This is a genomic window from Streptomyces sp. NPDC088707 (assembly GCF_044752725.1).
GTDB lineage: Bacteria > Actinomycetota > Actinomycetes > Streptomycetales > Streptomycetaceae > Streptomyces.
Genome location: NZ_JBIVLV010000012.1, coordinates 205,438 through 221,643, shown reverse-complemented (window position 1 = coordinate 221,643; position 16,206 = coordinate 205,438). Strand labels below are relative to the sequence as shown.

At 72.6% G+C, this 16,206-nt stretch carries 17 protein-coding genes; 5 read left to right on the top strand and 12 right to left on the bottom strand.

Translation table 11 applies throughout. From position 1 onward, the window contains the following. Window positions 1-83 precede the first annotated feature (83 nt). The 4 genes from ACIP84_RS31690 to ACIP84_RS31675 all read right to left on the bottom strand — a co-directional run bounded on the left by ACIP84_RS31690 (window position 84) and on the right by ACIP84_RS31675 (window position 2,878). Complete coding sequence (locus tag ACIP84_RS31690) at window positions 84-836, bottom strand: ABC transporter ATP-binding protein (RefSeq protein WP_401802521.1); 753 nt, start codon at window positions 834-836, stop codon at window positions 84-86. A 179-nt stretch (window positions 837-1,015) separates the two neighbouring features. Next, window positions 1,016-1,780: a DUF3710 domain-containing protein gene (locus ACIP84_RS31685; RefSeq protein ID WP_015036724.1), complete on the bottom strand. Its 765-nt coding sequence runs from the start codon at window positions 1,778-1,780 to the stop codon at window positions 1,016-1,018. Window position 1,781: 1 nt separating this feature from the next. Then, the gene (gene dut, locus ACIP84_RS31680; protein ID WP_055601374.1) at window positions 1,782-2,294 is read right to left on the bottom strand and encodes a dUTP diphosphatase; all 513 of its coding nucleotides are present in this window, start codon (window positions 2,292-2,294) and stop codon (window positions 1,782-1,784) included. Then, window positions 2,294-2,878: a PaaI family thioesterase gene (locus tag ACIP84_RS31675; RefSeq protein WP_383588958.1), complete on the bottom strand. Its 585-nt coding sequence runs from the start codon at window positions 2,876-2,878 to the stop codon at window positions 2,294-2,296. Before ACIP84_RS31675 ends, dut begins: the two co-directional genes overlap by 1 nt. Window positions 2,879-2,936: 58 nt before the next feature. On the opposite strand from ACIP84_RS31675, the gene ACIP84_RS31670 reads away from it, so the two are divergent. Continuing rightward, window positions 2,937-3,440: a DUF3093 domain-containing protein gene (locus ACIP84_RS31670; protein ID WP_401802517.1), complete on the top strand. Its 504-nt coding sequence runs from the start codon at window positions 2,937-2,939 to the stop codon at window positions 3,438-3,440. Window positions 3,441-3,462: 22 nt separating this feature from the next. Here the strand turns inward: ACIP84_RS31670 and ACIP84_RS31665 are convergent, their stop codons facing one another. From ACIP84_RS31665 to ACIP84_RS31650, 4 genes are all read right to left on the bottom strand, one after another. Next, on the bottom strand, window positions 3,463-4,524 hold the full coding sequence (locus tag ACIP84_RS31665; RefSeq protein ID WP_401802515.1) for a hypothetical protein: 1,062 nt from the start codon (window positions 4,522-4,524) through the stop codon (window positions 3,463-3,465). An 11-nt stretch (window positions 4,525-4,535) separates the two neighbouring features. Continuing rightward, window positions 4,536-4,832: a DUF4193 domain-containing protein gene (locus ACIP84_RS31660; protein ID WP_003955561.1), complete on the bottom strand. Its 297-nt coding sequence runs from the start codon at window positions 4,830-4,832 to the stop codon at window positions 4,536-4,538. Between the two features lie 396 nt (window positions 4,833-5,228). Next, on the bottom strand, window positions 5,229-6,467 hold the full coding sequence (locus ACIP84_RS31655) for a HAMP domain-containing sensor histidine kinase (protein WP_355965025.1): 1,239 nt from the start codon (window positions 6,465-6,467) through the stop codon (window positions 5,229-5,231). A 5-nt stretch (window positions 6,468-6,472) separates the two neighbouring features. Continuing rightward, complete coding sequence (locus ACIP84_RS31650) at window positions 6,473-7,126, bottom strand: response regulator transcription factor (protein WP_030146958.1); 654 nt, start codon at window positions 7,124-7,126, stop codon at window positions 6,473-6,475. Window positions 7,127-7,502: 376 nt separating this feature from the next. Here ACIP84_RS31650 and ACIP84_RS31645 point away from each other — a divergent pair, with 376 nt between their 5' ends. After that, window positions 7,503-7,676, top strand: a complete 174-nt coding sequence (locus ACIP84_RS31645; RefSeq protein WP_169749507.1) for a hypothetical protein — start codon at window positions 7,503-7,505, stop codon at window positions 7,674-7,676. Between the two features lie 156 nt (window positions 7,677-7,832). On the opposite strand, the gene ACIP84_RS31640 is transcribed toward ACIP84_RS31645, so the two are convergent. Next, complete coding sequence (locus ACIP84_RS31640; RefSeq protein ID WP_401802617.1) at window positions 7,833-8,651, bottom strand: inositol monophosphatase family protein; 819 nt, start codon at window positions 8,649-8,651, stop codon at window positions 7,833-7,835. Between the two features lie 48 nt (window positions 8,652-8,699). Beyond that, window positions 8,700-9,827, bottom strand: a complete 1,128-nt coding sequence (locus ACIP84_RS31635) for a ferrochelatase (RefSeq protein ID WP_355965026.1) — start codon at window positions 9,825-9,827, stop codon at window positions 8,700-8,702. Window positions 9,828-10,134: 307 nt separating this feature from the next. On the opposite strand from ACIP84_RS31635, the gene ACIP84_RS31630 reads away from it, so the two are divergent. Continuing rightward, on the top strand, window positions 10,135-11,397 hold the full coding sequence (locus tag ACIP84_RS31630) for an MFS transporter (RefSeq protein ID WP_355965027.1): 1,263 nt from the start codon (window positions 10,135-10,137) through the stop codon (window positions 11,395-11,397). Then, window positions 11,336-12,676, top strand: a complete 1,341-nt coding sequence (locus ACIP84_RS31625; RefSeq protein ID WP_355965028.1) for a D-arabinono-1,4-lactone oxidase — start codon at window positions 11,336-11,338, stop codon at window positions 12,674-12,676. Before ACIP84_RS31630 ends, ACIP84_RS31625 begins: the two co-directional genes overlap by 62 nt. 3 nt (window positions 12,677-12,679) lie before the next feature. Here the strand turns inward: ACIP84_RS31625 and ACIP84_RS31620 are convergent, their stop codons facing one another. Further along, window positions 12,680-13,585 carry a hypothetical protein gene (locus ACIP84_RS31620; RefSeq protein WP_401802511.1) on the bottom strand — a complete coding sequence of 302 codons (906 nt, stop codon included), beginning with the start codon at window positions 13,583-13,585 and terminating at the stop codon, window positions 12,680-12,682. Between the two features lie 497 nt (window positions 13,586-14,082). Here ACIP84_RS31620 and sepH point away from each other — a divergent pair, with 497 nt between their 5' ends. Continuing rightward, a complete protein-coding gene (gene sepH / locus ACIP84_RS31615) occupies window positions 14,083-15,120 on the top strand; it encodes a septation protein SepH (protein WP_355965029.1) in 1,038 nt (345 codons plus the stop codon). Between the two features lie 184 nt (window positions 15,121-15,304). Here the strand turns inward: sepH and ACIP84_RS31610 are convergent, their stop codons facing one another. Continuing rightward, window positions 15,305-16,132: a sulfurtransferase gene (locus ACIP84_RS31610; RefSeq protein WP_401802509.1), complete on the bottom strand. Its 828-nt coding sequence runs from the start codon at window positions 16,130-16,132 to the stop codon at window positions 15,305-15,307. Window positions 16,133-16,206: the final 74 nt, after the last annotated feature.

Sequence of the window (16,206 nt, the reverse complement as noted above, 5' to 3'; positions counted from 1 at the left end):
CGGAGAGCGGGCCGGCGCGGTCTTGACGTGTTTCTGATGTCGGGACCGCGCCGGCCTCCGTGGTGGCGACCGGCCGTGCCGCGTCAGTGCTCGATGATCTCGCCGTCGCTGAGTTCGAGGACCCGGTCGGCCAGGCCCAGGAGCTGCGGGTCGTGGGTGGCGACCAGGGCCGTACAGCCCTCGCTGCGCACCACCGCGCGCAGCAGCTGCATGACGGCGAGGCCGGTCTCCTGGTCCAGCTGGCCCGTCGGCTCGTCGGCTATGAGGAGGGCCGGCTTGTTGGCGAGGGCGCGGGCGATGGCGACGCGCTGCTGCTGTCCGCCGGAGAGCTCGCCGGGCCGCTGGTTCGCGTGGTCGGCCAGGCCCACGAGGCCGAGGAGCAGGGCCACCCGCTCCTCGCGCTCCTTCGGGTCGGCCTTGCGCAGCCGCATGGGTACGCCCACGTTCTCGGCGGCGGAGAGGATGGGGAGCAGTCCGAAGGACTGGAAGATGAAGCCGATCCGGTCGCGGCGCAGCTCCAGGAGCCCGTTCTCACCGAGGGTGGCCAGGTCGACGCCGTCGATGACCATCGAGCCGCCGTCCGCGCTGTCGAGGCCGCCGACCAGGTTGAGCAGCGTCGTCTTGCCGGAGCCGGAGCGGCCCTTGAGCGCGACGAGCTCGCCGCGCGGGATGTCGAAGGAGACCCCGCGCAGGGCGTGGACGGCTGCTTCCCCGGTGCCGTACGAACGGCGCAGGTTCTCCACGCGGACCATCGGCAGGCCGGCCGGGTCCTCGGCGACGGCCGTCGCGGACCGCGTGCTGCTCTCACTCACCCTGTGCTCCCCCTCCTCGAACATGTGCCCGCCAGTATGGTCCGCGGCCGGGTGCCAGGGCCAGAGCCCACGGGCGGAACCTGTGGATAACGGCCGATGGGCCGCTTTCCGTACGTGTCGTACGGAAAGCGGCCCATCGGCACAGGCGGATACGCGGCGGGCCCGGAGGCCCACCGGTGACCGGTCACCGGTCCGAGCGCGGACTAGCGGATCTCGGAGATCTCCGGACCGCGCTGGAGCTGGCCCATGCCGCCGGAGAAGCGGGAGTTCTCCTGCTCCTCCTGCTGCACGCCGTCCGGCACCATCTGCGCGTCGTTCGGCAGCTTGAGGACGATCGGGTCGCGCGGGGCCATCGGTCCGTCGCCGCGGACGACCACGGTGTCCCGGACGATCTGCTCCAGGAGGCCGGCGGCCTCGGGCTGGACGGCGCCCTGCCCGGAGATCACTCCGCGCAGGAACCAGCGGGGTCCGTCGACACCCACGAAGCGGACCAGCTGCACACCGCGGTTGCCGTCCGGCAGCTGTACGGGGACCTGCGCGCGCAGCTCCCAGCCGAGCGGGCCCTCGACCTCGTCGATGACGCCGCCCTGCTGGACGATGCCCGTGGCGATCTCGTCGCGGACCTCGCCCCAGATGCCCTCGTTCTTGGGGGCGGCGAAGGCCTGCAGCTGCACGGCGCTGTCACGCAGGACGACGGTGGCCGCGACGATCGCGTCGCCCGCCACCTCCACCCGCAGCTCCATGCCCTCGACCCCGGGGACGAAGACGCCGCCCAGGTCGACACGGCCGTCCTCGGGCTTGCTGACCTCGGAGATGTCCCAGGGTCCGTCGGGCCTGGGCGCCGGCGGAAGGTTCACACGGCGCGGGGCCGCGTCGTCCGCGTCCTCGCCGTCCACCGCGTCGACGACCTGCTCGGCCTCGCCCGCCGCGTCCTCTGCGGCACCGCTCTTCTTGCGACGTCCGAACACGTCACTGTCCTTCCCGGTCGGATACGACCGAAGCGTATCGATTCCCACCCGTTGTGCCGTCCACGGCGGCATGACCGCCGGTGGACCCGAAGCCCCCCTCGGCCCGCGCAGAGCCGGGAAGCTCCGCCACCTCGTGGAAGCGCACCTTCTCGACCTGTTGGACGACAAGTTGGGCAATCCGATCGAATCGTTCGAACCGCACGCTCTCGCGCGGGTCGAGATTGACCACGATCACCTTGATCTCTCCACGGTACCCGGCATCCACCGTCCCCGGGGCATTCACGAGTGCCACTCCGCAGCGGGCGGCCAGTCCGGAGCGCGGGTGCACGAAGGCCGCGTACCCGTCCGGGAGCGCGATGGAGATCCCGGTGGGGAGCACGGCGCGCTCCCCGGGGGCCAGCACGGCGGCCTCGGTGGTGACCAGGTCCGCCCCGGCGTCACCGGGGTGGCCGTAGGCCGGGATCGGCACGTCCGGGTCCACACGCCGGATCAGTACGTCGACAGGGTTGCTCATCAGGGGTTCACCTCGAAGGCGCGGGCGCGCCGGACCTGGTCGGGGTCGGACATGGCGGCCTGGATCTCCTCCGGGCGGCCGTTGTCGATGAAGTGCTCGACCTTGACCTCTATGAAGAGTGCCTCGGCGCGGACGGCGACGGGGCCCTCGGGCCCGCCGATCCGGCCGACGGCGGTCGAGAAGATCTTGCGGCCGCGCACGGCGGTGACCGCGGCCTCCAGGTGGAGCACGGTGCCCACCGGGACGGGCCGGACGAAGTCGGTCTCCAGCCGTCCGGTCACGGCGATGACCCGCAGCAGCCAGTTGAGGGAGCCGAGGGTCTCGTCGAGCGCGGTGGCGAGCACGCCGCCGTGCGCGAGACCGGGGGCGCCCTGGTGGTCGGGGGTCACCGTGAACTCGGCGGTGACGGTCACGCCCTCGCCCGCGCGCGCCTCCAGGTGGAGGCCGTGGGGCTGCCCGCCGCCGCACCCGAAGCAGTACTCGTAGTGCGAACCGAGCAGCTCGCCGGGGGCCGGCGCGTCGGGGTGGCGTACCGGCGGTATGGCGTCGGCCGGCGGGGTGAGGGCGGCAGATGTTCCAGTCACAGCCGCAGACCTTACCCGCGCGGATGGGCGCAGGTCGCGCCGTGCCAAGCTTGGACGCATGCAGCCTTCCGCATCGTCCCCCGCCCCCTCCCCCGCCCCCTCCGCCGCACCGCTCTTCGACGAGCGGCTGACGGCGCCCCGCTCCTGGTGGTTCATCGCGGGTCTGCTCGGTCTCTCCGGCGGCCTGATCATGGTCCCGCTGGGCACGGTCCCGATGCTGGGCGGTCTGATCGTGGTGGCGGTGCTCGCCGGCGCGGCGGTCTCCTCGTACGGCTCCGCCCGGATCCGGGTGGTGGCCGGTTCGCTCGTGGCGGGCGACGCGCGGATCCCGGTCTCGGCGCTGGGCGAGGCCGAGGCGCTGGACGCGGAGGAGGCGCGCGCGTGGCGCACGTACAAGGCCGACCCGCGCGCGTACATGCTGATGCGGGGCTATGTAGCCCGGGCGGTGCGGATCGAGGTGGCGGACCCGGCGGACCCGACGCCGTACGTGTATCTCTCCAGCCGTGAGCCGGAGGCGTTGGTGGCGGCCCTGGACGCCGTCCGTGCGGGCGCCCAGGACTGAGCGGGCCGGGGAGCGGGGCCGGCTAGAACCCGAGCTCCTTCGGGTTCTCCGGCTGCTCCAGCGGGGGCAGCTCCCGGAGGGAGTCCCAGGGAACCTGGCGGTTCCGCAGGTCCTTGCGGATGTGGCCCGCGAGCTTCTTGGTGTCGCGGCGGTTCATGACCGCGCCGACCGCCGCGCCGACCATGAAGGGCGTGAGGTTCGGCAGGTTGCGCACCATGCGCTTCATGATCTGCTGGCGCAGCTCGCGCTTGAGCTGTCCGCCGAGCGCCGCGTTGACCGTGGTGGGCTTGGTGGGGTCGATGCCCCGCTCCTCGGCCCAGGAGGTCAGATAGGCCGCCGAACGCTGGGTGAGCCGGCCGGGGGGCCGCAGCCCGTAGACCTCGTGCAGTTCGGCGATGAGTTTGAGTTCCACGGCGGCGACGCCGGTGATCTCCGCCGCGAGCTCCGCCGGCATGGCCGGGGGTACGGGGAGCATGGCGGCGGCACCGATGCTGGCGCCCACGGTCGAGCTCGCGTTCGCCGCACCCGCGACGAGCTTGTCGGCGAGCTCCTCGGGGCCGAGCCCGGGAAACTGCTTGCGCAGGGTCGCCAGATCGCGGACGGGGATCCGCGGGGCGAGGTCGATCAACCGGTCGGCCAGATGGCCGATGCCGGCCTTGGCGCTGTCTCCGCCGCGCTTCACGCCCTGGCGGACGCCCTGCGCGACGCCGCGCCGGACGGCGTCGATCCGGTCGGAGTCGATCTTTATCCTGTCGAGCTGGGCGCGCGCGGGATTGGCGAGCCGCTTGACGGCGCCGAAGCGCCCGTCCCGCCGTGTCTCGTCGTTCCCCGCTTCGTCCAGCGCGTCGCTCCGTCCCGCTTCCCGCTCCGCCGGCAGCCGCGCCGGGTCCGGCTCGGTGGCGGCCTCGAGCGAGGCCGGGAGGCCTCGCTCGTCGTCACGTACGCCGAGGGGGGGCGGGGAGGGGGCGTGCTCGGCTTCAGGGGCCTCCTGGGCGCCCTCTACCGGGCCTGAGCCGCCCTTGTACGTCTTCGGGCTCCCAGGGAGCCTCAGACGCCGCTTCCGGGACGGTGTGTCGCCTGCCACGACCGAGGGTCTCAGTCGCAGTCGCGGCAGATGGGCTGGCCGTTCTTCTCCCTGGCCAGCTGGCTGCGGTGGTGCACGAGGAAGCAGCTCATGCAGGTGAACTCATCGGCCTGCTTGGGCAGGACCCGGACGGCCAGCTCCTCGTTCGAGAGGTCGGCGCCGGGAAGCTCCAGGCCTTCGGCGGCCTCGAACTCGTCGACGTCGACGGTCGAGGTCGACTTGTCGTTCCGGCGGGCCTTCAGTTCCTCAAGGCTGTCCGAATCGACGTCGTCGTCGGTCTTGCGTGGGGTGTCGTAATCCGTTGCCATGTCGCTCTCCCCCTCTGGGTGGTTGCGGTGTCTCCAGCGCACGTAACGCGTGAGAGGTCGGACTTGTGCCCGACCTGAGGCGGAGATTTTGCCTCACATCAAGGTCTGTTACTCAATCGACACCCGTTCCGTCCTCTCGCGAGTGATCGGCTTCGGGTGGCGAACCGGACCGTACACGGTCCTACGGGTGCCCCTTGCAGGCGCCACCCCGTGTACTTCCCGTCAACCCGGGCCCGGGAAACCCGGACTTTTCCGGGTTTTCACGGGGATTTCTCCGTTACGGAGAGTGGATGTCCGGACACCTTCTCCTGTGATCGATCACACATGAGCGTCTCAGAATCGGGCCCACGGAATTCCGCGCAAAGCGAACGGAACCGGGTCGGCTCGTGCAGTGTGTCAGATCGGCAGAGTGACGCGCATCACGAGACCACCGCCCTCGCGGGGCTCCGCGATGATCCGGCCGCCGTGCGCGCGGGCCACGGAGCGCGCGATCGACAGGCCCAGGCCGACACCCTTGTCGCTGCCGGTCCGCTCCTGCCGGAGCCGCCGGAACGGCTCGAAGATGTTGTCGATCTCGTACGCGGGGACCACGGGACCCGTGTTCGAGACGGTCAGGACCGCCTGGCCGTGCTCGGTCGCGGTCGTCACCTCCACCCAGCCTCCCTCCGCCACGTTGTACCGGACGGCGTTCTGGAGCAGGTTCAGCGTGATCCGCTCCAGCAGGACGCCGTTGCCCTGGACGACCGCGGGCGCGCGCTCGCCCCGGATCTCGACGCCCTTGGCCGCCGCCTCGGCGTGGACCTGGTCGACGCCCCGCTCGGCGACCTCGGCGAGGTCGACGGGTTTGCGCTCGATGATCTGGTTGTCGCTCCGGGCGAGCAGCAGCAGACCCTCGACGAGCTGTTCGCTGCGTTCGTTGGTGGCGAGCAGCGTCTTGCCGAGCTGCTGGAGTTCCACCGGCGCGCCCGGGTCCGAGAGGTGCACCTCCAGGAGGGTGCGGTTGATCGCGAGAGGCGTCCGCAGCTCGTGCGAGGCGTTCGCGACGAAGCGCTGCTGGGCGGTGAAGGCCCGCTCCAGGCGCTCCAGCATCTCGTCGAAGGTGTCGGCGAGCTCCTTGAGCTCGTCGTCGGGGCCGTCCAGCTCGATCCGCCGGGACAGGTCGGAGCCGGCCACCTGGCGGGCGGTCCGGGTGATCCGGCCGAGCGGCGAGAGCACCCGCCCCGCCATGGCGTAGCCGAAGGCGAAGGCGATGATGCTCAGTCCGAGCAGGGCGAAGAGCGAGCGGCGCAGGAGGTCGTCGAGGGCCTGGTCGCTCTGGTACCGGAGACAGACGGAGACCGCCTGGTTGAGCTGCTCCCCGGTGCCCTGCGCGGGCAGCTCGCACCAGGAGGTGGTCGGCTGGACCTGGCCCTGGACGACCTTGAAGGGCAGTTCGGAGACGCTGTGGGTGAGCGCCTGCGCGGTGAAGAGGTAGATGATCGAGAGCAGCAGGATGCCCGCGATCAGGAACATCCCGCCGTACAGCAGCGTGAGACGTATCCGGATGGTGGGGCGCAGCAGGGGCCTGACGGGGTCCCTGGGGTCCCAGGCCGGCTTCGGGGGCGCGTGGGTGTGGGGTACGGAGGTGGTGGGCATCGGGTTCAGATCCGGTACCCGGAGCCGGGGACCGTCACGATGACGGGCGGCTCGCCGAGCTTGCGGCGCAGGGTCATGACGGTGACGCGGACGACGTTGGTGAACGGGTCGGTGTTCTCGTCCCAGGCCTTCTCCAGGAGCTGCTCGGCCGAGACGACGGCGCCCTCACTGCGCATGAGGACCTCCAGGACGGCGAACTCCTTCGGCGCGAGCTGGACCTCCTTGCCCTCGCGGAAGACCTCGCGGCGGTTCGGGTCGAGCTTGATGCCGGCGCGCTCGAGGACCGGCGGGAGCGGCACGCTGGTCCGCCGGCCGAGCGCGCGCACGCGCGCGGTGAGCTCGGTGAAGGCGAAGGGCTTGGGGAGGTAGTCGTCCGCCCCGAGCTCCAGGCCCTCGACCCGGTCGCTGACGTCGCCGGAGGCGGTGAGCATCAGGACGCGGGTGGGCATGCCCAGCTCCACGATCTTGCGGCAGACGTCGTCACCGTGGACGAGGGGAAGGTCGCGGTCGAGGACGACGACGTCGTAGTCGTTCACCCCGACGCGCTCCAGGGCCGCGGCGCCGTCGTACACGACGTCGACGGCCATGGCCTCCCGGCGCAGTCCGGTGGCCACCGCATCGGCGAGCAGCTGCTCGTCCTCGACGACGAGTACGCGCACGTCGTACTTCCTTCCCGTTGAGCTGGGGTCCTGAGGCGGACCGGTGCTGAAGACCTGAGCACTGACTGTGCGTGTCCATCCTGCCCCGTACGCGCGTAAACCGGCTGTAAGACGGCGGTGCGGGGCCCTGAGCGGGCGGGTGGTGAACGGGGGCGCGCGGCGGGGAGCGCGGCCTTGATCGAAGAATTCACCGGATTCACGGGCCAGTTGAGGTTTCTCTGAGGAAGGGGTTGGGGAGGACGACTGCACACCCCGTGATCACGCCCTGTATGTGGCGCGCCACCTACCGCTCTCTGTCCCCCAGAGACCGCAGTGTGTGATCCACCCACCCTCGGCACACCCCCGTGCCACCGGACCCATGACGAGGGGGCGCACGATGGACGCTTTCACCGCAGGCCTGCTGCACCGCATCAGGACCACGCAGACGGACCTCACGCGGGCCCGTGAGACGGGCGACGACTACCTGGCGGAGGTGGAGCAGGCGGAGCTCGAGGACCTGCACCGGCTGGCCGCCGAGCACGGCGTGGAGGTAGCCGCGCAGGGCGTCTGACCCGGCCGACCCGCAGACCGTTCAGACCCCGCCCGACCCGCTGCCCGTTCAGACCCGACCGACCGCAGACCGGCCGTTCGACCCATCCGACCGTTCGACCCGTACACGCGTGAGGGCCCCGGCGCCGTTCCCGGCACCGGGGCCCTCACGCGTCCGTCAGTCGTGCCAGGCGCCCAGCTCCTCCAGCATCTCCTGGAGGGGCCCGAAGAGGCCCGGAGGGGCCGCCAGGGCCAGTTCGCCGGACTCCGGCTCCCCCGGACGGCCGCCGGTCCGCGCGCCCGCCTCGCGGGCGATCAGGGCGCCCGCGGCGAAGTCCCAGGGGTTGAGTCCCCGCTCGTAGTAGGCGTCCAGGCGGCCCGCGGCGACGTCGCAGAGGTCGATGGCGGCGGAGCCGCCGCGCCGGATGTCGCGGACGCGCGGGATCACCCGCTGGGCGACGTCGGCCTGGTGGGCCCGCCGGGCCTGGACGTATCCGAAGCCGGTGCCCAGGAGCGCCTGGTCGAGCGGGGGCGAGGGGCGGACCTCGAGGCGCCGCCCGTCCGCGTACGCGCCGCCCTCCGCGTGGGCGCCGCCGCCGAGGACCGCCCGGTAGGTCTCGCCGCGCATCGGGGCCCCGACGACGCCGACCACGGTCTCGCCGTCCCGTTCGGCGGCGATCGAGACCGCCCAGGTGGGCAGTCCGTAGAGGTAGTTCACGGTGCCGTCGAGCGGGTCGATCACCCAGCGGACCCCGCTGGTGCCGGGGCTCGACGCGCCCTCCTCGCCGAGGAAGCCGTCCTGCGGGCGGTGGTCGGCGAGGAAGCCGGTGATCAGCTTCTCGGCGGCGATGTCCATCTCGGTGACGACGTCGATGGGGCTCGTCTTGGTCTTCGCCACGGCCAGGTCGTCCGGCCTGCCGTCGCGCAGCAGCGCTCCGGCCCGCCGTGCGGCCTCCAGGGCGAGGTCGAGCAGTTCGGTGAGCAGCGGGTCGGGCACGTCGGTCCCTTCGGTCACGTCGTCGGCCATCTCGGTCACGGGGCTTCCTTACGCGTACGGGCTGTCGGCGCCGGCCGCCGCAGGGCGCTCCGCCCTGGCCGGGCAGCAACCGATCGGGCACAGGTCGTGGGAGGGGCCGAGGGCGCCCAGCGCGCACCGCTCGACGCGGGCACCCCGCTCGTGCGCGGCCCGCTCCAGGAGGAGTTCTCGGACGGCGGCGGCGAACCGCGGGTCGGCGCCGACGGTGGCCGAGCGCCGGACGGGCAGCCCGAGCTCGGCGGCCTTGGCCGTGGCCTCGGTGTCGAGGTCGTAGAGGACCTCCATGTGGTCGGAGACGAAGCCGATGGGGACCATGACCGCCGCGGGCGCCCCGGCGCCGTGCAGCGCCTCCAGGTGGTCGCAGATGTCGGGTTCGAGCCACGGGATGTGGGGGGCTCCGCTGCGGGACTGGTAGACGAGCTCCCAGGGGTGGTCGTTCCCGGTCCGCTCGCGGACGGCGTCGGCGATCAACCGGGCGACGTCGAGGTGCTGGCGGACGTAGGCGCCGCCGTCGCCGTGCTCGGTGACCGGTCCCGAGGAGTCGGCGGCGGAGTCGGGGATGGAGTGGGTGGTGAAGGCGAGGTGGGCGCCGGCGCGGACGGACGGGTCGAGTTCGGCGAGGGAGGCGAGGACGCCCTCGACCATGGGCTCGACGAAACCGGGGTGGTTGAAGTAGTGCCGGAGCTTGTCGACCCGGGGCAGCGGGAGCCCCTCCGCTTCGAGGGTGGCGAGCGCGTCGGCGAGGTTCTCGCGGTACTGGCGGCAGCCTGAGTAGGAGGCGTACGCGCTGGTGGTGAGGACGGCGATATGACGTCGGCCGTCGGTGATCATCTCGCGGAGGGTGTCGGTGAGGTACGGGGCCCAGTTCCGGTTTCCCCAGTGGACGGGAATCTCCAGGCCGGCGGCGGCGAAGTCCGTCCGCAGCGCGTCGAGGAGCGCGCGGTTCTGGTCGTTGATCGGGGAGACGCCGCCGAAGAGGAAGTAGTGCTGCCCCACTTCCTTGAGCCGTTCCTTCGGGATGCCTCGGCCGCGCGTCACGTTCTCCAGGAACGGGACCACGTCGTCCGGGCCCTCGGGGCCGCCGAACGAGAGCAGCAGCAGGGCGTCGTACGGGGCGGGATCGTGCTGATCGGACATGGCACCGATCCTCCCACCCGCCCGCGGCACGGGATGGCGCGGCCCGTCCGACGGGCCCCGACCGGCGGTCTCGTGCGGCGGTTCCGCCCGAGGGCCGGCGCTCCCGCCCGGCGCGCTCGTCCGCGGCCCGCCTGGTGGGCCCGCCCGGTGGGCCTCGTCCTGCGCTCGTCCGGCGGGCCCCGTCCTGCGCTCGTCCGAAAAAGGGGGATGACCCATCGACTTCAACACCGTAGGCTTTAGCTATTAATTACACGTGTTGAGTCGTCGTGCGGAGCCCGCTCCGAAGCACGGAGATCCGGAGAACCTCTTGGCCAGTCCCTACCGCGCGCTCTTCACGGCGCCCGGCACCGCGTCGTTCTCCGTCGCCGGCTTCCTCGGCCGGATGCCGCTGTCGATGATGGGCATCGGCATCGTGACCATGATCTCCCAGGTCACCGGCCGGTACGGGCTCGCCGGCGCCCTCTCGGCGGCGCTCGCGATGTCCGCCGCCGTCCTCGGCCCCCTGGTCTCCCGGCTCGTCGACCGGCACGGTCAGCGCCGGGTGCTCCGCCCGGTCACCCTGGTCTCGCTCGCGGCCGCCGCCGGCCTCCTCCTCTGCGTGCAGCAGCAGGCCCCCGACTGGACGCTCTTCGTGTTCACGGCCGTGATCGGCTGTGTGCCGAGCGTCGGCGCGATGACCCGGGCCCGCTGGGCGGAGATCTACCGGGGCGACGAGCGGCGCCTGCACACGGCGTACTCCTGGGAGTCGATCGTCGACGAGGTGTGCTTCATCTTCGGCCCGATCCTCTCGATCGGTCTGTCGACGACCTGGTTCCCCGAGGCCGGTCCGCTCTTCGCCGGGGTGTTCCTCACCGTCGGCGTCTTCTGGCTGACCTCGCAGCGCGCCACCGAGCCGGTCCCGCACCCTCATCAGGGCGGCAGGTCCCGTTCCGCGCTCCGCTCCCCCGGCCTCCAGGTGCTGGCCCTCGCGTTCGTCGCCACCGGCGCCATCTTCGGCTCGGTCGACGTGGTGACCGTGGCCTTCGCCGAGGAGCAGGGCCACAAGGCCGCCGCCAGTCTCGTCCTGGCCGTCTACGCCCTGGGCTCCGGTCTGGCCGGCGCCGTCTTCGGGCTGCTCCACCTCAAGAGCGACCCTTCCCGTCGCTGGCTCCTGGGCATCTGCGCGATGGCCGTGAGTATGATCCCCCTCCTACTGGCCGGGAACCTGCCGTTGCTGGCCGTGGCGCTCTTTGTCGCGGGCCTGTCCATCGCACCGACGATGGTGACCACCATGGCCCTCGTCGAAGCGCACGTACCGCGCACCAAGCTGACCGAGGGCATGACCTGGACGGGTACCGGCCTCGCGATCGGCGTGGCGCTCGGCTCCTCGGCCGCCGGCTGGGTGGTCGACGCGTCGGGGGCCGAGGCGGGGTACGTGGTGCCCGTCGTCTCGGGCGCGCTCGCGGTCGCGGTGGGTCTCCTCGGACACCGCCGGCTGCGCAGGCCGGCGCCGAACCGGGAGGGGCAGCGTGAGCGGGACGACAACAGCGGGGTCCAGGAGCACCAGGACGGCGGACAGCCCGTGGCGTAACTGGGCGGGGAACGTCACCTCCCGCCCCGTGCGGGAGGTGAGCCCGGCCTCGGCCGAGGAGCTCGCCGAGGCGGTGCGCCGGGCGGCCGAGGACGGGCTGCGGGTGAAGACGGTCGGCACCGGCCACTCCTTCACCTCGATCGCGGCCACCGACGGAGTCCTCATTCGGCCGGGTCTGCTGACCGGGATCCGGCGGATCGACCGCGCGTCGATGACCGTGACGGTCGAGTCGGGAACCCCGCTCAAGCGGCTCAACGTGGCGCTGGCCCGGGAGGGCCTGTCGCTCACGAACATGGGCGACATCATGGAGCAGACCGTCGCCGGCGCCACCTCCACCGGGACGCACGGCACGGGCCGCGACTCGGCCTCGATAGCCGCGCAGATCCGCGAACTGGAGCTGGTGACGGCCTCGGGCGAGCTGCTGACCTGTTCGGAGAAGGAGAATCCGGAGGTCTTCGCGGCCGCCCGGATCGGACTCGGCGCCCTCGGCGTGGTCACGGCGATCACCTTCGCGGTCGAGCCGGTGTTCCTGCTCACCGCGCGCGAGGAGCCGATGACCTTCGACCGGGTCACCGCGGAGTTCGACGCGCTGCACGCGGAGAACGAGCACTTCGAGTTCTACTGGTTCCCCCACACGGACAACTGCAACACCAAGCGCAACAACCGCAGCGCGGGCCCCGCCGCTCCCCCCGGCCGGGTCAGCGGCTGGGTCGAGGACGAGCTGCTCTCCAACGGGCTCTTCCAGGTGGCGTGCTCGCTGGGCAAGGCGGTGCCGCCGGTCATCCCCTCGATCGCCAAGCTCTCCAGCCGGGCGCTGTCGGCCCGTACGTACACCGACATCCCGTACAAGGTCTTCACCTCGCCGCGCCGGGTGCGCTTCCTGGAGATGGAGTACGCGCTTCCGCGTGAGGCGGCGGTCGCCGCGCTGCGTGAGCTCAAGGCGATGGTCGAGCGCTCGCCGCTCAAGGTGAGCTTCCCGGTGGAGGTGCGGACGGCCCCGGCGGACGACATCGCGCTGTCCACGGCCTCGGGCCGGGAGACCGCGTACATCGCCGTCCACCTCTACAGGGGAACGCCCCACCGCGCGTACTTCACGGCGGTGGAGCGCATCATGACGGCGCACGGGGGCCGCCCCCACTGGGGCAAGGTCCACACCCGTGAGGCCGCCTATCTCTCCGAGGTCTACCCGCGCTTCGGCGAGTTCACGGCGCTGCGGGACCGGCTCGACCCGGACCGGCTCTTCGCCAACGACTATCTGCGCCGGGTCCTGGGCGACTGACGGTCACTCGGCTCCCGTGCCGGCTCCGTCTCCGGCTCCCGCCGGGGGCGGGGCCGACGGGGTCTCCGGCGTGGCCGTCCCGGTGGTCGGTTCCTGGGTCGGGGTGGTCGGTTCCGTCGTCGGAGCCGTGGGTGTGGGGGTGGGCGTCGGCTCGCCGCCGGTCGACCCGGAGGGCGTCGGCTCGGGCGAGGGGGTGGCCGTACCGCTCTGCCCCTCGCCCCGGTCGCCCGGGGTCGGGGTGGCACCCGTCGAGGGGCTGCCGGCGCCGTCGCCCGGCCGGCCGGTGTCGTCGGCGGATCCCGAGGGCGCGGTCGAGGGGTCCTCGTCTCCTGCCGGCGGCGCCTCCTGGCCCGAACCGCCACCGCCCCGGACGACGGATCCGAACGTGGTGGTGCCCTGCTTGCCGCTGAAGTCCTGCCCCGAGACGAGTTCGTAGGTGGTGATGCCGCCCATGGTGACGCCGAAGACGAGCGCGGCGGCGATCGCCGGGCGCTTCCAGCCGCGGACCCGGGTGCCGTGGGTGGTCGCCGTGCCGAACTCCCCGTCGGGCCCGTCGGCGTACGGGGCGGGTGCCCGGACCGTGCCCAGCATCAGGGTGCGGTCGTCCCGCGGCCCCGGGGCGAGCGGCACCTGACGGGCCTTCGGCTTGGCGGCGACCGTCACGTCGCGGACCTGCTCGCCGGTGCGCCGGAAGAGGTGCTGGAAGAGCGGACCGCCGCAGGTGGCGATGACACTGATCACACCGGCGCCGAGGATCGTGCCGTACACGCCGAGGGTGGAGGCGAGTTTGGCGGCGATGACCGCGGCCAGGGCACTGCCCGAGACCTGAGCCACACTCAGGTCGATCCTTCTCCTCGCGCTGTCCGTCTCCTCCCGCTCGTCCGTGTCGGTGTCCGGCCTGTGACGCATCTCCAACCCCTGATCCAGCCCCTGACGGCTCATCCGTTCGCCTTGCACCCAGAAGGGACATATGGGCGAAGCGAATAGTTCCGTTTCTGCTCTTTCTGTGAAGAGCGACACGTGAGGGGGAAGATCGCGGAGACTCAACTCCCGTACCGCCCGAGAAGTTGGGCGGCGCGCCGGTCCACCCAGGTGGCCCGAATGGAGTACATTGGCGAACCCTGGGTCCGGACGCCTTCACGGGTGCCCGGGATCAAGGGGAGGGGGCCGGACACGGCGCTCGACCGGCGGCACGGCGGCATCGCACGGAAACCGACTGCACAGAGTGACCGTCTGTCACTCCGGGTAGCCAACAGGTAACCGTGTCATAACGGCGTCCCAGGGTCCACGCCCGACACGCCGGGCAACTCGGCAAGGTAGTGGCAGGCTGCACCCGGGCAGGCCACACTCGACTAGCGGAAGCAGCGACGCACGTGACGTCGGCAGGCACCACCCGGGAGGTCCCCATGCCCGAACTGCGTGTCGTGGCCGTCTCCAACGACGGCACACGACTGGTGCTGAAGGCTGCTGACAGCACGGAGTACACACTTCCGATCGACGAGCGGCTTCGCGCCGCCGTGCGCAACGACCGCGCGCGCCTCGGCCAGATCGAGATCGAGGTGGAGAGCCACCTCCGCCCCCGCGACATCCAGGCACGGATACGAGCCGGTGCCTCCGCGGAGGAGGTCGCCCAGATGGCCGGGATCCCCGTCGACCGCGTGCGCCGCTTCGAGGGCCCCGTGCTCGCCGAGCGCGCCTTCATGGCGGAGCGGGCCCGCAAGACCCCGGTGCGCAGGCCCGGCGAGAACAGCGGCCCCCAGCTCGGCGAGGCGGTGCAGGAGCGGCTGCTGCTGCGCGGCGCCGAGAAGGACACCGTGCAGTGGGACTCCTGGCGCCGTGACGACGGCACCTGGGAGGTGCTGCTCGTCTACCGCGTCGCCGGCGAGGTCCACACGGCCAGCTGGACGTACGACCCGCCCCGGCGGCTCGTCCAGGCCGTGGACGACGAGGCCCGTGCCCTGATCGGCGAGACGGACGACACGATCGCCGCCGCGCCGGAGCCGAGCTTCCCGTTCGTGCCCCGGATCGCCCGGCTGCCCCGGGACAGGCCGCTCGACCGCGCCCTGGACCGTCAGCTCGACCACCGCCAGCTGGAGCGGGCGTCCGCGTCCGCCGAGCCGGAGGACGAGCGGGACTCCCTGACGAGCCTCCTGGAGGCCGTGCCGAGTTTCCGCGGCGACATGGTCGTACCCGAGCAGCCCGACTCGTCGGAGCCCTCGGAAGAGGTCGAGGCGGAGGAGCCGCCGGCCCCGGCCGCTTCGGCGGGTGCCGGTTCCGCGTACGCCGACGTCCTCATGCCCCGCGCGGTCTCGGGCCACCGGGACCGGCTCACCGGCACCACCGACCGGCAGGCCGAGGCGGACGGCGTCCGCCCGGGCCGCCGCGCGGCGGTGCCGAGCTGGGACGAGATCGTCTTCGGCACCCGCAGGAAGAAGCAGGACTGACGGCCTCCGCCGTACGAGGAGAGGGCCCGCGCCGGACCGGCGCGGGCCCTCTTCCGTGGGCGGGGACCCCCGTGGCCGGACGCCCCCGTGGCCGGAGGGCCCGGGCGGGGAGGACCCGCCGGTTCCGGGTGCGGAGGCCTGTCGCGGGTCCCGTGTGCTGACGGGCGGTTCCGTGGGCCGAGGGCTACCGCGGGTCCGGGCCCGTGGCCACCGGACGGGCGGGATCGGCGGACCACTCGGACCACGAGCCCGCGTAGAGCGCGGCCGGGATGCCCGCGATCTCCAGGGCGAGGACCTCGTGCGCGCCGGAGACGCCCGAGCCGCAGTAGACCGCGACCGGAGTCCCCTCGGCGGCGCCGAGCGAGGTGAAACGGTCCCGCAGGGTGTCGGCGCCCAGGAAACGCCCCTCCGCGTCCACGTTCTCCGTCGTCGGGGCCGAGACCGCGCCCGGGATGTGCCCGCCGACCCGGTCGATCGGCTCCACGTCCCCGCGGTACCGCTCGGCGGCCCGCGCGTCCAGGAGCAGCCCCTCGCGGGCGAGCGCCGCCGCCCCGTCGGCGTCGAGCAGCCCGAGCCCGCCCGGCCGTGGCCGGAAGTCGCCCGGCTCCGGGGTGGGCACCTTCTCCGTGAGCTCCCCCGTCCAGGCCGCGAGACCGCCGTCCAGGACCCGGACGTCCGGGTGGCCGGCCCAGCGGAGCAGCCACCAGGCGCGGGCCGCGGCCCAGCCGAGGCCGCCGTCGTAGACGACGACCGGGGTGTCCGTGGAGACACCCGCCCGGCGCATCGCGGCCCCGAAGGCCTCCGGGTCGGGCAGCGGGTGGCGTCCGCCGGTGCCGGGCGCGCCCGCCAGTTCCGTGTCCAGGTCGACGTAGACCGCGCCGGGGAGGTGTCCGGCCTCGTACGCCGGGCGTCCGGGCGGGCCGCCCAGCGTCCAGCGGACGTCCAGGAGAACCGGCGGCCGGGCCCCGGCCGACTCGCTCAGCAGTTCGCTTACGACGATGATGGGGTTCATGGGTGCCATCCTCGCGCAGCCGCACGGCCGCGGGGGGCGAACCCGGCGTCCTCCCCGCGTCGTCGCGGCGGGTT